The organism is Sphingomonas sp. (assembly GCF_026460985.1).
Lineage (GTDB): Bacteria > Pseudomonadota > Alphaproteobacteria > Sphingomonadales > Sphingomonadaceae > Sphingomonas.
Window position 1 is genome coordinate 1 of sequence record NZ_JAPKNM010000031.1, and the last position, 17,870, is coordinate 17,870.

General features: G+C 69.8%; 17 protein-coding genes. 8 read left to right on the forward strand and 9 right to left on the reverse strand.

Features of this window, described 5'->3' with window-relative positions; translation table 11 throughout:
- Together MT490_RS06090 and MT490_RS06095 are read right to left on the reverse strand one after the other, a co-directional pair.
- Positions 1 to 348 (reverse strand): hypothetical protein (locus MT490_RS06090; protein WP_297385210.1); only part of this gene is annotated, 348 nt, incomplete at its 3' end.
- A complete protein-coding gene (locus MT490_RS06095) occupies positions 345 to 1,289 on the reverse strand; it encodes an NAD(P)-dependent alcohol dehydrogenase (RefSeq protein WP_297385212.1) in 945 nt (314 codons plus the stop codon). The genes MT490_RS06090 and MT490_RS06095, both read right to left, overlap by 4 nt.
- Positions 1,290 to 1,374: 85 nt before the next feature.
- Here MT490_RS06095 and MT490_RS06100 point away from each other — a divergent pair, with 85 nt between their 5' ends.
- The 6 genes from MT490_RS06100 to MT490_RS06125 all read left to right on the forward strand — a co-directional run bounded on the left by MT490_RS06100 (position 1,375) and on the right by MT490_RS06125 (position 6,950).
- The gene (locus MT490_RS06100; RefSeq protein WP_297385214.1) at positions 1,375 to 2,622 is read left to right on the forward strand and encodes a phospholipase A; all 1,248 of its coding nucleotides are present in this window, start codon (positions 1,375 to 1,377) and stop codon (positions 2,620 to 2,622) included.
- 62 nt (positions 2,623 to 2,684) lie between these two features.
- Entirely contained in the window at positions 2,685 to 3,701 is a 1,017-nt protein-coding gene (locus MT490_RS06105) for an SDR family NAD(P)-dependent oxidoreductase (protein ID WP_297385216.1), read from the forward strand.
- 10 nt (positions 3,702 to 3,711) lie between these two features.
- Entirely contained in the window at positions 3,712 to 4,314 is a 603-nt protein-coding gene (locus MT490_RS06110; protein ID WP_297385218.1) for a TetR/AcrR family transcriptional regulator, read from the forward strand.
- A gap of 32 nt (positions 4,315 to 4,346) precedes the next feature.
- Positions 4,347 to 5,384: a metal-dependent hydrolase gene (locus tag MT490_RS06115; protein WP_297385219.1), complete on the forward strand. Its 1,038-nt coding sequence runs from the start codon at positions 4,347 to 4,349 to the stop codon at positions 5,382 to 5,384.
- A complete protein-coding gene (locus MT490_RS06120; RefSeq protein WP_297385221.1) occupies positions 5,377 to 6,258 on the forward strand; it encodes an oxidoreductase in 882 nt (293 codons plus the stop codon). The genes MT490_RS06115 and MT490_RS06120 overlap by 8 nt, the downstream gene beginning before the upstream one ends.
- A 98-nt stretch (positions 6,259 to 6,356) precedes the next feature.
- Positions 6,357 to 6,950, forward strand: a complete 594-nt coding sequence (locus MT490_RS06125) for a TetR/AcrR family transcriptional regulator (RefSeq protein ID WP_297385223.1) — start codon at positions 6,357 to 6,359, stop codon at positions 6,948 to 6,950.
- A 9-nt stretch (positions 6,951 to 6,959) separates the two neighbouring features.
- On the opposite strand, the gene MT490_RS06130 is transcribed toward MT490_RS06125, so the two are convergent.
- From MT490_RS06130 to MT490_RS06150, 5 genes are all read right to left on the reverse strand, one after another.
- A complete protein-coding gene (locus MT490_RS06130) occupies positions 6,960 to 7,625 on the reverse strand; it encodes a type IV toxin-antitoxin system AbiEi family antitoxin domain-containing protein (RefSeq protein WP_297385225.1) in 666 nt (221 codons plus the stop codon).
- A 76-nt stretch (positions 7,626 to 7,701) separates the two neighbouring features.
- A complete protein-coding gene (locus tag MT490_RS06135) occupies positions 7,702 to 8,598 on the reverse strand; it encodes a MipA/OmpV family protein (RefSeq protein WP_297385227.1) in 897 nt (298 codons plus the stop codon).
- Positions 8,599 to 8,627: 29 nt separating this feature from the next.
- Positions 8,628 to 11,729, reverse strand: coding sequence for an efflux RND transporter permease subunit (locus MT490_RS06140; RefSeq protein WP_297385228.1), 3,102 nt, complete (start codon positions 11,727 to 11,729; stop codon positions 8,628 to 8,630).
- A complete protein-coding gene (locus tag MT490_RS06145) occupies positions 11,726 to 12,880 on the reverse strand; it encodes an efflux RND transporter periplasmic adaptor subunit (RefSeq protein ID WP_297385229.1) in 1,155 nt (384 codons plus the stop codon). The genes MT490_RS06140 and MT490_RS06145 overlap by 4 nt, the downstream gene beginning before the upstream one ends.
- A 5-nt stretch (positions 12,881 to 12,885) precedes the next feature.
- Positions 12,886 to 14,406, reverse strand: coding sequence for an efflux transporter outer membrane subunit (locus MT490_RS06150; RefSeq protein WP_297385232.1), 1,521 nt, complete (start codon positions 14,404 to 14,406; stop codon positions 12,886 to 12,888).
- Between the two features lie 338 nt (positions 14,407 to 14,744).
- Between MT490_RS06150 and MT490_RS06155 the strand changes: the two genes are divergently transcribed.
- Both MT490_RS06155 and MT490_RS06160 read left to right on the forward strand, forming a co-directional pair.
- Positions 14,745 to 15,113: a hypothetical protein gene (locus MT490_RS06155; protein ID WP_297385234.1), complete on the forward strand. Its 369-nt coding sequence runs from the start codon at positions 14,745 to 14,747 to the stop codon at positions 15,111 to 15,113.
- A gap of 135 nt (positions 15,114 to 15,248) precedes the next feature.
- Positions 15,249 to 15,557 (forward strand): type II toxin-antitoxin system ParD family antitoxin, encoded by a 309-nt coding sequence (locus MT490_RS06160; protein ID WP_297385235.1) that lies wholly within the window; start codon positions 15,249 to 15,251, stop codon positions 15,555 to 15,557.
- 108 nt (positions 15,558 to 15,665) lie between these two features.
- Here the strand turns inward: MT490_RS06160 and MT490_RS06165 are convergent, their stop codons facing one another.
- Together MT490_RS06165 and MT490_RS06170 are read right to left on the reverse strand one after the other, a co-directional pair.
- A complete protein-coding gene (locus MT490_RS06165) occupies positions 15,666 to 16,883 on the reverse strand; it encodes a hypothetical protein (protein ID WP_297385237.1) in 1,218 nt (405 codons plus the stop codon).
- A 553-nt stretch (positions 16,884 to 17,436) separates the two neighbouring features.
- A partial coding sequence (locus MT490_RS06170) for an aldehyde dehydrogenase family protein (protein ID WP_297384383.1) occupies positions 17,437 to 17,870 on the reverse strand: 434 nt, incomplete at its 5' end.

The window sequence follows — 17,870 nt, forward strand, 5'->3', positions numbered from 1 at the left end:
CACCCACCATCCCGGCGAAGGCACCGCCAGCCCGCAGGCTTCGGCGGTGGCGGCGAGCAGGTTGGCGATGACCTCGGCCCGCAGCGACGACGGCCAGGCGGCGTCCATCACCGCCACGTCGACAGTCATCACGTCGGGCCGATCGGGCTGGTCGGCCAGCAGCGCGCCGCCGATCGCCATGGCATCGGCCTCGAACTCGACGAAATGGACCTGGAAGCCCGCGCGCGCCGGCGGCGCTGCCTGCCCGATCTCGGGCACGAGCACCGCGTCGGTCAGGCTCCGCGCAAGCTCCCTGCGCCGGGCGAGGTCGAGCCGGCCCCTCGGCGCGGTGACGGTGATGATGGTCATGCGGACGTCCCTTCGAAGATGAGCACGGTCCTGCCCGCGGCACGCGCGCCGGCTTCGAGCTCGGCGATGACCGGCAGGGCGTCGCCGAACGGCGCCTCGCGGCCGACGGTCGGCCGCAATATCCCCGCATCGGCGAGTTCCGCGATGCCGGGCAAGTGCTTCACCCCCGCTGTCGCGAAGGCCAGCTTGTACGGTCGCGTCAGCATGCCGCGAAGCATCCTGGCGGGTGTCGGATTGATGTCGACGAGCACGCCGCCCCGGTTCAGCAGCGACAGCCCCTCGCCGACATCGAGCGTGCCGAGCGTGTCGAAGATCGCGTCGAACATCCCGTGCTGCGCGATGCCGTCCTTGTCGGCATAGTCGAAGACCGGGTCGACGCCGGCCGCGGCGACGCCGACCCGCGAGGCCGGGCCGCACGCGCCCGAGACCTGCGCGCCGCGGGAGCGTGCCAGCTGGACCGCGAAGGCGCCCACCGCGCCGCTGCAGCCATGGATGAAGACGCGCGACCCGGCACGCACGCGCGCCTTGTCGACGATCGCGACCCACGCGGTCATCGCCGGAATCGGCAGGCAGGCCGCCTCGGCGAACGAAAGCCCCGCCGGCTTCTTCACGAGGTGCGCGGCATCGACCACCGCCGCTTCGGCAAAGGCGCCCGACTTCTTGAAATCGATGCTGCCGAAGACCTCGTCGCCGACGCGGACGCTCGTCACGTCCTCGCCCACCGCCTCGACGACGCCGGCAAAGTCGGTTCCCATCGCTCTGGGGAAGCGACCGCCGGTCACGAGCTTCATCGCGCCCTGGCGCAGCTTCCAGTCGAACGGATTGATCGCCGCGGCCCGGATCGCCACGCCCACCTCGCCCGCCCTCACCGGGGGCAAGGCGCATTCCTCGACATACATCTCTTCGGGACCGCCATAGCAGTCATATTGCACGCGTTTCATCGGGGTCCTTCGAATCCGTTCTCGCATCCTTATATTGCAACAAGTGCATATTTGCAACGTGTGCAATATCTGCTAGGGACGCGGCATGGACAAGGACCCAATCGCGCCGCTCAGGCCGGCGCAGGCGCACGCGGCGCTGCTCCTCGCCTTGCTCGGCGGCGTTGCTTGCGAGGCCGCGGCGCAGGGCCGGCCCGACATCGTCATCCGTGACGCCGGCCAGCGCGACGCCGACGGCGCCGTCCTTGTCGACCTGCGCCTGCTCAACGAAGGCGGCGCCCCCGCGCCGATGGCGCTTCCCGACCGCGTCGAGGCACGCCTGACCGCAAACGGAGCGGAGCGGCGGGTCTGGCTCGCGCGGGACAAGGCGACCGCGGCCGACGGCACGGTCCCGCCGGGCGGCTTCGCCCAGGCGCGCTACCGGCTGCAGGTGCCGGGCGGTGTCGTGATCGACGGCGCGGTCCTGTCGATCCCGGCGCTGTCGGGCCAGCAGCTGGTGGTGAGCGAGCGCGCCTATGGCGGGTCCGCCCTCGCGCAGGCCGCGCCGGCCGAGGACATGGCGGGCCGAAGCCCGGCGCCGCAGGCCGCCCCGCCCCCGGCCGATCGTTCGGCCGGCAATCAGTTCCTTGGCAATTTCAGCGCCTATCAGCCGATCTACGCCGTCTACGGGCCGGGCACGAACAGCGAGGCCCGGCTGCAGATCAGCTTCAAATACCGCCTGTTCGGCATCGGCGAGACCGGCGCGCCGGGCGCCGGGCGCGAGGGACTTCATTTCGCCTATACCCAGCGCATGTTCTGGGATCTGGGGGCGGAGTCGCTGCCGTTCCGCAACATCGATTTCCAGCCCGAGCTTTTCTATCTGACCCCCTCCAGGACGCTGGCGAGCGGCGTCTCGGTCAGCGCGCAGGCGGGGTTCGCCCATGAGTCCAACGGACGCGACGGCGCCGCCTCGCGGAGCGTCAACAGCGTCTATCTGGCGCCGATGGCGGCGTTTCCTCTGGGGGAGGGCTATCGGCTGTCGGTCGCGCCGCGCCTCGCGCTGTTCGTCGGCAGCCTCTCGGACAATCCCGACATCCGCCGCTATCGCGGCAATGCCGGCCTGACCGCCGAGATCGGCAAGGACGACGGCCTGCGCCTGTCGACCGCCACCCGCTTCAACTTCGCCAGCGGCAAGGGCGCGGTCAGCGCGGACCTGTCCTACCCCCTGCCCCGCATCCTCGAGGGCCTGCCGTCGCTTTACCTCTTCGGCCAGAGCTTCGTCGGCTATGGCGAGAATCTGCTCGACTATGACCGGCGCGCGACCCGCTTCCGCCTCGGCGTGGCGCTGATCCGATGACGCGCCGCGATCCCCGCGCCGGTCCGACGGTGCCCACCCGAATCAGCACAGGAGAATCAGCCATGGACGCAGCCGGGCCGCAGCGCGTGATCGTCATGACCGGAGCCACCAGCGGCTTCGGCGCTCATACCGTGCAGCATTTCGCCGCGCTGCACGGCATGCGGGTCATCATCGGCGCGCGCGGCACCGGCCGTCACGCGCCGCCCGGCGTCGAGATCCTGCCGCTCGACCTCGCCTCGCTCGCGAGCGTCCGCGCGTTCGCCGAGGAGGTTAAGCGCCAACTCGGCGACGCGCGCATCGACATCCTGGCGCTCAACGCCGGGCTGCACGGGTCCGACGCCGACCAGCGCAGCGCGGACGGCTATGGGCTGACCTTCGCGGTGAACCATCTCGCCCATTATCTGCTGGCCCGGCTGCTGCTGCCGGCCCTTGCCGACCGGGGCCGGCTGGTGATCACCTCGAGCAACATGCACGATCCGCCGTTCAAGGGAATCGCGCCCAAGAAGCTCGACCTCGAGGAATGGGCGCATCCCACCCCGAAAGGCTCCGGCGCGGGCATCCGCTCCTATACGGCATCGAAGCTGTGCAACCTCATGACCGCCTTGTCCTTCGCCCGGCTGGACGAGGTGACGGCCCGCCGGATCAGCGTGGTCGCCTTCAATCCCGGCCTCACCGGCGGCGCCTCGGGCCGCGACGCCTCGGCGGTGCAAAAGGCGCTGGTCACGGTTCTGACGCGCACGATCTTCCCCCTGATCGGGCTGTTCCGTCCCGAGTTCGTGATGAACCGGCCCGAGCATTCGGGCAAAATGCTGGCCGACGTCGCGCTCGGCAGGATCGCGCCGCCCCCGGGGCGAATCTATGTCTCGCTGGTCAAGGGCGAGCCGACCTTCCCCGACCCGTCCGAGCTGGCGCGCGACCGCGACGGCCAGGACCGGTTGTGGCGCGAGAGCGCGGCGATGGTCGGCCTCGAGCCGGGAACCCGCGCGAGCGCGCCGCCCGCCGCCCCGGCCGCTCGCGGAACCCTGAGCCGCCAGCTGCGAGCGCCTGTCCGCATCAAGTTTCAACCCGACCCATGGTAGTGCCAATCCCATGACCAACGACGAATCGGAGCGCGAAGGCTGGCGCGAGCGCAAGCGCCGCGAAACCCTGAAGCGCGTCGCCGAAACCGCGCTCAAGCTGTTCGGCGAAAAAGGGTATGAGGCGACCACGCTCGACGCGATCGCGGAGGCCTCGGGAATCGCCAAGCGCACCTTCTTCCACTATTTCAAGTCGAAGGAAGAGGTGCTGGCCGCCTGGCAGGCCGGCCTCCCCACGGCTTTCCGCGCCGCCATTCTGGCGGAACCGACGGACCAGTCCCCGCTCGAGGCCGTTCGCAACGTCCTGACCAGGATGCCGGCGCATTTCAATGCGGACCAGGCCCTGCTGATCGACCGGATCATCCGCTCGAGCGAGCAGCTCCGAGCGGGCAACCTCGCCAAATATCTGCGGCTGGAACAGGCCGCGTTCGAGGCTTTGTGCGAGCTCTGGCCGCAGCCCGAGCGCCGCAACGCGCTGCGCGCGGTGGCGATGGCGTCGGTCGGCGCGCTGCGCCTTGCCATCGACGCCTTCGCCGAGGAAGGCGGACGCCGGCCGGTCGCCGACCATGTGCGCGAGGCGTTCGGCAATCTCGGCGCCGAGCTGCCGCGTGACTGAAGCCGGCGGGCGGACGACGGGTCTCGGCGGCCATGGATAACCTCACCCACACGCTGGTCGGCGCAGCGCTCGGCCAGGCAGGCCTCAAGCGGCGGACCGGTCTTGCGATGCCGGCGCTGATGATCGGCGCGAACCTCCCCGATATCGACGTAGTCTGCGCTCTCTTCGGCGAAGGCCTGTCGGGGCGGCGGGGCTGGACCCATGGGCCGATCGGCCTGCTGGTCTTGCCCGCGCTCCTCGCCGTCGCGCTCCTGCTGCTCGACCGCTGGCAGGCGCGTCGGGGAACGCGACCGCCGGAGCGCCTGCCCGTCCGGCCGGGACAGCTCCTGCTGCTGGGCTATGTCGGCACGCTCTCGCACCCTTTGCTCGACTGGATGAACAGCTGGGGCATCCGCCTGCTGATGCCTTTCTCGGAGCGCTGGTTCTACGGTGACGTCCTGTTCATCGCCGACCCCTGGATCTGGCTGGCGCTGGGGATCGGCATCTGGCTGTCCCGCCGCCGCGAGCGGCGCGGCCAAGCCGCCCATGCCGGCCCGGTGATCACCGCGCTTCTGGCCGTCATCCTCTATAGCGGCGCGATGGCGCTCGCGGGCCGCGCGGCCGAAGCGCGCGTCGCGCAGGCGTTCCGCGCCCAAGGACTGGGCGAGCCCGACGCGGTGCTGGCCAACCCGGTATTCGCCGATCCGTCCCGCCGCGCGATCATCGTCCGGACCGGCGACCGCTACGGGTTCGGCGATTTCCGCTGGTTCCCCGGGGCCCGCCTGACGCTCGACCGCGCGCTCGTCCCGGCCAACAGGGGCCACCCGGCGGTCGCGCAGGCGGCCCGGCAGGACGAGGCGGTCGCCGATTTCCTCTACTGGTCGCGCTATCCCTTCGCGACGATCCGCAGCACCCCGGACGGCACCCGCGTGACGCTGGGCGACGCGCGTTTCGGCGACAGGCCCGACGCGGGTCCCTTCACGGTCACCGCCACTGTCCCCGGGGGGGCAGGCCGCCCGGCCCGGCCCGGCGGCGCGGCCGATACCGGCATCCCGAACCAAAGCGAAAATGGAAGGCGAGCACATGACTGACATTTCGAGCGCCGGCACCTTCGTCCTCGGCGACCGGCCGGTCGCGCGCATCGGCTATGGCGCCATGCAGCTCGCCGGACCGGGCGTGTTCGGGCCTCCCGCGGACCGGGCCGCCGCGCTCGCGGTGCTGCGCGAGGCGGTGGCGAGCGGAGTCAACCACATCGACACCGCCGACTTCTACGGCCCGCACGTCACCAACCAGCTCATCCGCGAGGCGCTCCATCCCTATCCCGACGCGCTGGTCATCGTGACCAAGGTCGGCGCGTTCCGCGGCGAGGACGGCGGCTGGCGGCCGGCCCAGACGCCCGCCGACCTCACGCGCGGCGTGCACGACAATCTCCGCAACCTCGGCGTCGACACGCTCGATGTCGTCAATCTGCGCGTCATCGAAGGCACCGGAATGGCGCCCGCCGAAGGATCGATCGAGGAACGGTTCACCGCGCTGGCCGAACTGCAGCATCGGGGATTGATCCGCCATCTGGGCCTCAGCAACGTCACCGCCGCGCAGGTCGAGGAAGCGCAGCGCATCGCGCCCGTCGTCTGCGTCCAGAACCAGTACAACCTCGTGCACCGGGACGACGACGCGCTGATCGGCACGCTGGCCGGACAAGGGATCGCCTATGTCCCCTTCTTTCCCCTGGGTGGCTTCAACCCAATCCAGTCGGACACGCTGGCGACGGAGGCGAGGCAGCTCGGCCTCTCGCCGCTCCAGCTCGCCTTGGCATGGCTGCTGGCGCGCTCGCCCAACCTCCTGCTGATACCCGGCACCTCGCGCGTCGCGCATCTTCGCGAGAACCTGGCCGTCGCCGGGCTGGCGCTGCCGCCGGACGCGCTGGCGCGGATCGGCGTGGCGGTGCAGGGAGAGCATGGCTAGGGCGGTCGCGGCACGCTTCCGCGCGCTTCCTCATGGCCGAAGCGGACTTCCGCCTCCCTGGCGTTGATAGACCGGCCGCTCTGTCGCATAGATCGACGATGCGGAAAGTCGATCCCGAGAAGCATGACCAGAAGCGCCGCGAGATCCTCGCCGCGGCGGAACGCTGCTTTGCCCGCAGCGGGTTCCAGGGGGCGTCGATCTCCGAGATCCGGGCGGCGGCCGGGATCAGCTCGGGGCACCTTTATCACTATTTCGCGAGCAAGGAGGAGATCGTCAAGGAGATCGCCGAGCTGCGGCTGAAGGCCGGGATCGAGGCAATGGAAGCGATATTGACCGGGCCCGATCCGCTCGCGGCGTTCCTGCAGCATTTCTGCCGGCCGAAGCCCGGCGGCGCCGATAGCGGCTATCTGCTGCTCGAGCTGCTCGCGGAGGCGGACCGCAACCCCGCGATCGGAACCATGATCCGCGAGCATAGCGCGCGTGGACGTCGCCTGCTCGCCGACCTGGTCCGCCGCGGCCAGGCCGACGGCAAGCTCGACGCGGCGCTCGATCCGGACCTCGCGGCGAGCATCCTCATCGGCATCCTGATCGACGGCATGAAGGCGGTGACGATCCGGCAGCCCGACCTGCCGCGAGACAGATTGGGCGACATGATCGAATTGCTCGTCACGCGGTTTCTCGGCGCCCGCTGACCGGGCAGCTCATCGAGGCCTGCCGGGCCTCGGGTCGTTATCATTGGCCGCAGGGCTGGCAGCCGAATGCCCGCTCGCTTCACCCGCACAGACCGATGCGATCTCCGCCCGGCTGAGCGACCGCGCCGCATACCATCCGTGGCGGACGCGCTGGATCGCGCCCTTGCTGCACAGCGCGCGGATATTCTCGCGCGACGCGCCCAGCGCGACGAGCTCGCGCGTCCGGACCAGGCGGCGCTCTTCCACGAAATCCAGGATCCTTGCCCTGCGCGCCGTCCATGCGGCGCCGGAACGAGGGGGCGCCGCATCTCCGGGCGCATTCACGCGGGCGATGGCTCCGGCATCGAGGATGCAGCCGGCGCGCTCGAGCTGGATCGCGCATTCTATCAGCGCGGACCGGACGTCCCGCGCAAGCCGATGGTCGCCCGGGCCAGCGGCGGCGCGGCCGCGTTGCAGCGCCGCCAGATTGGCGAGCAGCATCGCCTCATCGGCGCTCACATAGCGCCCCGCCGGCGCAAGCGGCTTCATGCCGTGGTCCGCCAGCCGGTCGCGCAGGCGCCGGAAGCCCGACAGGAGCGCGGCATCGGTCGAGGCCGGCAAGGTGCCGCGCAGCAGGCGCAATGCCTGGCGCTCGCTGCGCTTCAAGCTGCGCCAGGTCCGTATCCTTGGCGTCATCGATCGGCTTCCGCGCGGCGGTGGTGCCGCACGCCGGGCGACAGAGGGCAAACGCCCGGCGTGCGACAGGAGCAGGTCAGAGACCGAAGCGGTAGGAAAGGCCGAGCGCGACCGTCGCCTGGTTGCGCGACCCGCGCTCCTCGACGAGCGGCGAACGCGCCGCGTCGCCGGCGAGCCGGTCATAGGCGCCGATCAGCATCCCCGAGATCCACTCGCTCAGCGGCACGATCGCGACCGCGCCGACGCCGGCGGAGAGCAGCCCGCCCTCGGCGCGATAGGGGCTGAGCCCCGAGCGCGCCGATTGCGCGGCGGTCACGCCGAAATAGGCCTGGTTGTACTTGTCGTCGACGAAGCTCAGGCGCGGTCCGATCGAGAAGATCGCCGGACGTGCCCGCGGCGCGGAAGAGGTCGGGATCATCGCGGTGTAGCGCAGGCCCAAGGTCGCGATCAGGCCGAGGTCGCTGTTGGTCGCCTGGCGCACGTCGAGCCGCGCGCCGATCGGGCCGCTCTCCCAGGCGACATAGCCGCCGACGTCCGCGCTCGCCTTGATCGTGCCGAGCCCGAGCAGCGCGTCGCTGCGGTCGCCGGCGATCCGCAAGGGGCTGTCGCCGTCCTGCTGCCGCGATTGACGCAGGCCGATCGACGGCCCGACGCGCCAGCCGCCGCCGCGGATCACGTCGAAGCCGAGCCCGTCCTGCAGCGAGAGCGATATGCGGTCATAGCGCAGCTGGATATTGGGACCGGCGATGAGCTGGTAATCCTTCGATCCGAGGAACGCCGGGGTGTAGGCCGTGAACAGGCCGACCTGCAGCTGCCGATCCGGCGGGCCAGGGGGCGGCGGGGCGTCGGGAAGCTCGGCGGGATCGGCATTGGGCTCGCTCACCTGCGCCTGCGCGGCGAGCGGCGCGCAGCATGCGAGCAGCGCCGCGAGGCCGCGCAGGGCGGCGGCTTGGGGAGGAGAGCAAGCATACATGGGCGTTTCCTTTCGGTCGGCGCGGGGGATCAGGCGTGCGAGGGCTCGGCCGGCGGCGGCGCGGCAGCGGGTTCGGGCGTGGAAGGCGGGGTGCGCCGGAGCCAGCGGCGCAAGCGCCGCTCGAAGCCGTCGACATAGGTGAACACCACCGGCACCACGAGCAGGCTGAGGATGGTCGAGGTGACCAGCCCGCCGATGACGGCGAAGGCCATCGGGCGGCGGAAGCTCGAGTCCGCGCCCAGGCCCAGCGCGATCGGCATCATCCCCGCGATCATCGCCACGGTGGTCATGACGATCGGCCGCGCGCGCTTGTGGCAGGCATCGACCAGCGCGTCGTAGAGCGACAGCCCGTCCTTGCGGCCCATGATCGCATAGTCGACGAGCAGGATCGAATTCTTGGTGACGATCCCCATCAGCATGACGAGGCCGATCATCGACGGCACGCTGAGCAGGCTGTTGGCCAGCAGCAGCGCGAGGAAGGCGCCGCCGATCGAGAGCGGGATCGCCGACAGGATGGTGAGCGGCTGGAGGAAATCCCCGAACAGCAGGACGAGCACGCAATAGACGCAGAGCACGCCGACCAGGATCGCCATGGCGAAGCCGGTGCCGAGCTCGGCGACGATCTCGGCATCGCCCGCCTCGATCACCCGCACGCTCGACGGCAGCGCCCGGATCGCCGGCAGCTCGGCCGCGGCGGCCTGGGCCGTTCCCAATGCGGTTTCGCCAAGATCCGCGGAGACCGTGACGTTGCGCAGCCGGTCGTAGCGATCGATCTGGACCGGCCCGCTCTCCACCGAAAGCGTGGCGACGCTCGAGAGCGGCACCGGGCCGCCCTGCCCCTCGACGCGCATATTGGCCAGCGTGTCGAGGTCCTGGCGGGCAGCGTCGGGAATGCGCGCGCGGATATAGACCTGGCGGTTGTCGAGGTTGAGGCGCGCGACCTGCGGATCGAAGTCGCCGCTCGTCGCCACGCGCACCGCGTCGCCGATCGCCGCGGTGGTGACGCCGCGCTCGGCGGCCCGCTCGAGATCGGGGCGGATGATGATCTCGGGCCGCTCGAGGCTGGCCGTGGAGGTGATGTTGGCGAGGCCCGGCACACCGCGCAGCTCGCGCTCGACCGCCTGCGCGCTTGCCTTCAGCGCCTCGGCATTGTCGCTTGCCAGGATGATCTGCAGCTTCTCGCTGGGCCCGCCGCTGCCGAGCGCGAAGCGGGCGCCGGGAACCGCCAGGAGCCGCTCGCGGGTCGCTTTCTCGACCGCCTGCTGCGGCGCGCGCTCCCCGCGGGGCGCCAGCACGACCGTGAGCGACGCCCGGCGGACCTCGCCCGCCTGGGCGGCGCCCGGCCCGGCACGCTGCGCATTGCCGGCGGTGGCGAAGACATGGCTGACGCCGCCCACTCCGCGCACCGCCGTCCGTGCCGCCTCGGCCACCCGCAGCGTGTCGTCGAGCGAGCTCGACGGCGGCAGCTCGATGCTGACCGTCGTGATGCCGTTGTCGGAGGGCGGGATGAAGCCGGTCTGGAGCAGCGGAATGAGCGCGAGCGACGCGGCGAGGAATCCGACCGATGCCGCCACCGTGGTCTTGCGGTACCGGAGGCACCAATGGACCGCCGCCATGTACCAGCGCATGATCCGCCCGTCCCCATGCTCGGGCAGCGGCTCGGGGCTGAGCAGATGGGCGGCCATCATCGGCGTCAGCAGGCGGGCCACCGCCAGCGAGGCGAGCACCGCGATCACCGCGGTCCAGCCGAACTGCTTGAACACCAGGCCGCCGATGCCGCTCATCAGCGCGGTGGGCAGGAAGACGACGACGAGGCTCATGGTGGTCGCCATCACCGCGAGCGCGATCTCGGTGACCGCGTCCTCGGTCGCCTGGCGGATCGGCTTGCCCATGTGCCGGTGCCGCTCGATATTCTCGATCTCGACGATCGCGTCGTCGACGAGGATGCCCACCACCACCGCGAGCGCGAGCAAGGTGACGGTGTTGAGCGAGAAGCCCAGCCAGGCCATGGCCGCGAACGCCGGAAGGACCGAGAGCGGCAGCGCCGCCGAGGATATCAGGGTCGCCCGCCAGTCGCGCAGGAAGAACCAGACGACGATGACGGCGAGGATCGCGCCCTCGTAGAGCATCGCCATCGAGCCTTCATATTGCTCGAGCGTCTGGCCGACCGATCCCGAGACCTCGGTCAGGCCGAGCGTGGGATCGGCCTGGCGGAGCTGCGCCAGCGCCTTGCGCACCCCCTCGGCGATCCGGACCTCATCGAAGCCCCTGGCGCGGTAGACGCTGAAACCGATCACCGGCTTGCCGTCGAGCAGCGCGGCCTGGGTCCGCTCGGCATTGGTGTCGGCGACGGTCGCGACCTGATCGAGCCGCAGGCTCCTGCCGCCGGGCAGCGTGATCCTGAGCGCGGCGAGCTCGGACGCCTGGCGCACCGTCGCGATGGTGCGCACCGACTGCTCCTCGCCGCCGAGCTGCCCGCGCCCGCCCGAGGATTCCTGCTGGACCTGGCGCAGCGCGCGCGACACATCGGCCGCGGTGACGCCGAGCGCGTTCATGCGCGCCGGATCGACCTCGATCCGGACCTCGCGCTGGACCCCGCCGACGCGCTCGAACCGGCCCACCCCGGGGACGCCCAGAACCGCCTTGGCCACCGCATCGTCGACGAACCAGGAAAGCTCCTCCTCGCTGAGGCGCGTCGACGAGATCGCGTAGGTCAGCACCGGATCGCCGACGCTGGTGGCGGCGCTCACGGTCGGCTGGAGCAGGTCGGCGGGCAGGTCGGATCGGATGCTGTCGACCGCGTTCTTGGTCTCGATCAGCGCGTCCGAGAGCTTCTTCTCGAGGACGAACTCGACCTGGATCGAGACCACGCCGTCGGTCACCGAGGTGCGCAGATGGTTGAGCCCCGCGAGCGTGGCGAGCGAGTCCTCGACCTTGCGCGCGACTTCGGTCTCGAGCTGCGCCGGCGCCGCGCCGGGCTGGGTCAGCGTCACCGTGATCATCGGCAGGTCGAGGTCGGGCAGGTCCTGCGTCGGCAGCCGCTGGAATCCCCAGAAGCCGGCCAGCGCCAGCAGCGCGAACAAGAGGATCGAAGGGATCGGGTTGCGGATCGACCAGGTGGCGAAGTTCATGGCCGCGCCGCTCCCGCCGGGCGCGCGGGCGCGGCGACGCGGACGATGTCGCGGTCCTTGAGGAAGCCGGCGCCCTGGACGACGATGCGCTCGTTGGCGGCAAGGCCCCGGACGATCTCGACCTCGCGGCCCTGGCGCCTCCCGACAGTCACATCGCGCAGCGACACGCGCGGGGTGGCGCTGCCGTCGGCGAGGACCAGGACATGGCTGCGCCCGTCGCGGATGATCACGCTCTCGGCAGGCACGACCAGCGCCGGGCTGCGCCCGAGCTCGATGCTACCCTCGGCATACATCCCGGCACGGGCCCGGCTGCCGGAACGGATATCGGCATAGACGATGGCGAGACGCGACTGGCTGTCGAGCGAGGGCGCCGTCTGGCGGACGGTCGCCGACGCGCCGCTGCCGTCGGGCAGCTGGAGCGCGATCGCCTGGCCGATTCCGACCTGACTGAGCTGCGCGGCGGTCAGCTCGCCGCGCCATTCGAGCCGGTCGCGGCGGATCAGCCGGAACAGCTCCTGCCCCGCCGGCACGACCGCGCCGAGCGTCGCGGCGCGCGCGCTGATCGTGCCGTCATCGGGCGCGACCACATGCGTGTAGCGCAGCTCGAGGCGCTTGCCGGCTAGGGTCGCGGCGGCGGTCCTGGCTTGCGTCACGAACTGCAGCACGTCCTGGTCGCTGATCGCGCCGCTGCCCCGCATCCCTATCGCGCGCAGGCGATTGGCTTCCGCCTGCTCGTAGCTCGCGACGAGCTGGGCCTCCTCGGCCTGCAGCAGCGCCGGGTCGAGGCGGGCGAGGACCTCGCCGCGCCGCACGCGGTCGCCCACATTCACCCGCACGTCGACCAGCCGGTAGCCGCCGATCTGGGCGCCGATGATCGCTTCCTGCCACGGGGCGATCGCGCCCGACGCCGCAAGCGTGACAGGCCAATCCACGCGTTGCGGCGCGGCAGCGGTGACGGTGAGCGCGGGCGTGCCGGGCTGCGGCTGCGCGGCCGGCGCGTCGTCGCGGCCGCTGCCGATCAGGAGGCCGATCGCTGCCGCCGCGGCGAGACCGATCCCTGAGATGAGGAGCCGGCGCGGCAGGGGCGCGCCGGTGGCCGGAGATGCGTCCTCGCAAGGACCGGACGATGTATCGGGCATGGAGTGAGTCATTTCCGTCATTGCGGGTGGTTCGCGAGGGCGGCGGAAAGCGCGAGCGGTGGTTGACCGTCGGGCACGGCGCTTGCGAGGTCGAAGGCGTTGCCGGAGGCGCGCACCAGCTCGACCCAGGCTTCGGCATGGTCCCGGGCTGCCGCGATCGCGCTCTCCTGCGCCTGGTTGAACTGGCGGCGCGACGCCTCGAGCTCGAACAGGTCGATCGCGCCGGCGCGCCATCGCGCCTGATTGGCGTTCAAGGCCAGCCGCGCGGCGGTGAGCGCCTCGCGCGACCTGGCCAGCCGCTGCTCCGCGGATTGCTGGGCGGCGAGCCCGTCCTCGATACCCTGAACGGCGGTGCGGACAGCGCCCTCGAGCGTCGCCACCGCCTCGCGGTAGCGCGCCTCGGCGTTGCGGACATTGGCAGCGCCGGCCCCGCCGTCGAAGACTGTGCCGGAGAGCTGCGGCCCAGCCGACCAGGTGGCGAAGCTGGACGTCGTGCCCAGGGCGCGGAGCCATTGCCCGGTCAGGATCGCCACCAGGTCGATCCGCGGCATCCGCTCTGCCTGCGCCACGCCGATTTCCGACCAGCGCGCATTCGCCTCCCGCTCGGCCGCCACCACGCTCGGATGATGGAGCAGCACCGTGGCGGGCAGCACCGGCCGCATGGGCGGCGCTGCGGGGATGATCCCCGCGAGATCGCCCTCTCCTTCCTCCTGCGGCACGATCGTGCTGCCGCCATCGGAAGCCGAGGGATCGGGCAGCAGCGCCCGGATCGTCGCCGCATCGACTCCGCTGATCGCGACGAGCGCATCGACCTCGCGCGTGCATTGCTCCTGCTGGCTGATGCGATCGATCTCGGCGCTCGCGAGATTGCTGCGGGCGCTGGCGACGTCGACGGGCGCGACGGCGCCAAAGGACAGGCGCGTGCGCATCAGCTCGAGCTCGGTGCTTCTCGACGCGATGTCGGCCCTGCGCGCCCCGAGCGAATAGTTGCACGCGCGCAGCCGCAGCACGCCCGCGGCAAGCTGGGCGGCAATCGACAGGCGGGCATCGCGCGCGTCGGCATCGCGCGCGTCGAGGCGGCTCTGCGCGGCGCGCGCGGTCTTGCGGACGCGACCCCAAAGATCGAGCTCCCAGCTCAGGCTCGGGCTGATCGAAGCGGTGGCCGCGCCGACCGTGTTCACGCCGCCCGCCGTGCCGAGATTCTGCTGCCCGTAGGAGGCGGCGCCGCTCACATCCGCGCGCGGCAGCCGTGCCGCCCGGCCGGCATCGAGGGTCGCGCGCGCCTGGTCGACACGCGCCAGCGCCTCCGCCAGGGTCGGGTTATCCGACAGTGCGGCGTCGATCAGCTGGTCGATCACGGGGTCGCCGAGCCTGCTCCACCAGCGCTCCTCGATCGTTGCCGAAGCCGATACCGGTGCGGCACCATTCTCCCAGCGAGGAGGCGTCCGGACAGTGGCGGGAGGCGCGCCCGGGTGCATCGCGCACCCTCCGAGCAGCAGCAGCGTTCCTATCGTTCCCAATACGCGGGACGGCACCATGCATGATTCCTAGACCGGTCGTTCGGTCTAGCTAACTGGCGACATTCCGGCGCGCAAGGATTAATAGATCGATCGATCTATTTTTGTATCTCCGCCTGCAGCCATACCGTCAAAACCGGACCTGCGCGCGCGGCAGCGATCAGGGCCCTGCGCGGGCTCACGGGCACCCGCCGAGCAGATGCAATTCTCTCTCCCTCCGACGGGCAGAGGTTCGCTCCAATTATTTCACCCGCCCCCTTGCGCCTAATTAATAGAGCGATCATTCTAACAATGACTCGCGGTGAGGTCGTCCGCGCACCTGGAGGCCCCGCGTCGCGCTTCAGTAGAGGAGAAACCCGATGAGGACCGACACCAGGCACCTATGGCCGGCGCTCGCTGCCGTCGCCATTATCGTTCCGGCCCAGACTGGCGCCGCGCAGGATCAGGCCTATCTGGCCCCGCAAGCGGCGGCGGCCACTCTAGCCGACGGAGCGCCTTGGTCGGCCAAGGCGGCGAATGGCAGGACCTTCAAGCTCACGCTGAACAAGGATGGCACCGGCCGCATCCGCGGGGGACTCCCCTTCCCCATGTCCGTGAAATGGGCGGTCAAGGGCGAAGCAGTGTGCCTCACCGGCACGATGATATCGAAATGCCTTCGCTTCCGTGAGGTCCCCGGAGGATTCCAAGGCTATGTCGACGACAAGCCCGATCTGAAGCTTACCCGGTAACGGGTATCGATCACGAAGGGCTGGAAGGGCCGCTCCCGTTCCATCGACCGTCGGTGGGCAGGCGCGCTATCTCGTTGAGAGTGATGGCGACGCCGACCATCGGCAGATGTATGTTCCGTCGCCGGAGACCAGGAAGTGCCAACTCGCAACTTCGTTCTGACCGACCACCAGATCCAAGTCATCGAGGGCCTGGTGAAATCCGGACGCTATCGGAACGCCAGCGAGGTGGTGCGTGAGGGGCTGCGGCTGCTCGAGCGTCGTGCGGCCGAGGATGCCGTCCGATTGGAAGCGCTGAAGAAGGCAGCGCGGCTGGGCTGGGACGATGCGGCGGCGGGACGTTTCGACGATATCGCGGACGAGGAGCTCGACGACTTCATCAGCACATTGGGCCGACAGGCGGCAGATCGCGTACGCGTCGCGAACTGGTGGCGACCCATCGGCTGACGGCTTCCGCGCAGGGCCGACATCCTCGAGATCTTTATCACGCACGGAAGAACCGTTCGCAGTCGTGATCTGATCGGCGGACTCGTCGGCAAATGAGGTCCTCCCGTGTCATGGGGCGAGATCGGGACTCAACTGCCCTGTCCGCAGCGCCATATCGAAAGCCGTCCGGTGGAATGCCTCCATATCCTCCACTTCGGCGCGCACGGCCCGGGACGCCACACGCTGTTCAGTCGCATGCAGCCGGTCACGAAGCCACTCGAGCATTGCGGTGTGATTTTCGGAGACCTGGCCCGAGCGCGCCTGCTCCTCGAGGAACTGCCTCAGCCTGTCCCGCTCCGCGATCGCCTTCAGCTTCTGGTCGAGCCATGCAACGCGTTCGGCTTCGAACTCGGCGAGCCGCGCCTGACGGAGGCGCTCAGCCCGGGCGAGCCCTTCGAGACGCGCCCGCTCCGCCTGCCGTGCGCGCTCGATCTTGGCGCCCGCGGCGAACGCCGCGAAGGACGCAAGCAGGTCATCGATCCGTGTCTCGAGCTTGCGGGAACGCGTGTCGACGAACTTTCTGGTCGCTCCGATCACATTGGTCCATCCGCCCATCTCGATGCGCAGCTCGCCGGTGGGCGTGAACTCCCACCACGGGATCTGGGTGGCCTCATCATAGTCGAGCCATGCCTCGACATCATCATCTCCAGGCCGGCCCGCATCACGGGCAGCGCACTCCTCGGCTGTCTCGATGCGACGTTTCCTTCGGATCGTCTCGATCACAGCGAAGGACACCGCCTCCCCGTCGACAACCAGCGCAAGCCCGCCCCAGCCCGGCTGGAACTTGAGCCCCCGGGCATGGGCCGCATGGACGAGCGCGTTGAGCAGCTGCTCGACCCGCGGAAGCGCTCCCGGATGGACGCGGATGCTGAAGGCGTCGGAACCCAACCCGCTGATCGCCTGCCACTCGTCGAGCTCCGCATCCCTGGCGGCCTCGATCGTATGGGCAACCAGCGGATGCGTGTCCTGCCGATCAGAGGCCTCCGCGGTCCGGGCCCGCGCCGCGGCGACAGATTGCTGCACCGAAGGCGCCGCGACCTTGAGCGATCGTGGGCAAATGACGATCTGGTCGGAAACCCCCTTGGGCGCCCGGCAGAGCCGCTTGCGCCGCGGTTGCTTGCCGGCCTGGCGCTGCCCCCAATATTTCACATCGGGCAGCGGAATCCGGTGCTTGATGCAATGCTTGCGTAGCGCGACGTCCGAAACGCCGAGGTCCGCGGCGACCTTCACGACCGCGCGTGACCAGACGAGCTCGTACAGTTCCTCTCGCGTGAAAACATGCCGCATTGGAGCGTCCTTCGTTGCCGCGCGGCCCCTGCCCGCGCTTGCCATTCAGGAGCCGACAACGAGACTGACGACATCGATTCGAAGCTAGGACTGTGCCGAAAAAGTCAGCATCCAGAACTGTGACCAATCGCGTGTTGTCGCTCGTTGTTGGCTCCTGTGGACTGTTAACATCATTTGGCAACGAATGCAGCTAAGTATTTGATTTTAAATGATACTCTTAATCAGCGGGTCCTTGGTTCGAGCCCAAGTGCGTCCACCATTTCTTTTCAGTCGGTTCCGGCCACCAGTTTGAGACCTTTCCACCGAAACCAGGATTGACGGTGTTCCGCCCTCCTCCGGTGTGGGTCGCATGCCTACCCTGTTATCGGGACAGAACCGCCAGAGCCACGTCTGGGCTCGCCGAGCGCCTTCCCGTTCTTCGTGTCGCCAGGCTCAATCGTCGCGATGCGGCGGGTCATGTCGACCCTGGCCCATGGGAGACCGGGAATGGCGCCATACCCCAAGAACACCACCAAAGGACGAAAATCGGACGAAGCGTATCCAGGCCCTTCGCTCATCCCATTGTCGGGATGACGAAGGCATTCCCCCCATCCGGGGAGCCGTCGGGCCAGCGCTGGGTGACGGTCTTGACCTTGGTCCAGAAGCGGACGCCTTCCATGCCGTGCTGGTTGACGTCGCCGAACGCGCTGCGCTTCCACCCGCCGAAGCTATGGTACGCCACCGGCACCGGGATCGGCACGTTGATCCCGACCATGCCGACATTGACCCGCGCCGCGAACTCGCGCGCGGCATGGCCGTTGCGCGTGAAGATCGCGACGCCGTTGCCGTATTGGTGCTCGCTGGGCAGCTTGAGCGCGGTCTCGAAATCGGGTGCGCGGACGATCTGGAGGACGGGGCCGAAGATCTCCTCCTTGTAGGATTGCATGTCGGGCGTGACCCGGTCGAACAGCGAGGGGCCGATGAAGAAGCCCTTCTCGTGCCCCTGGA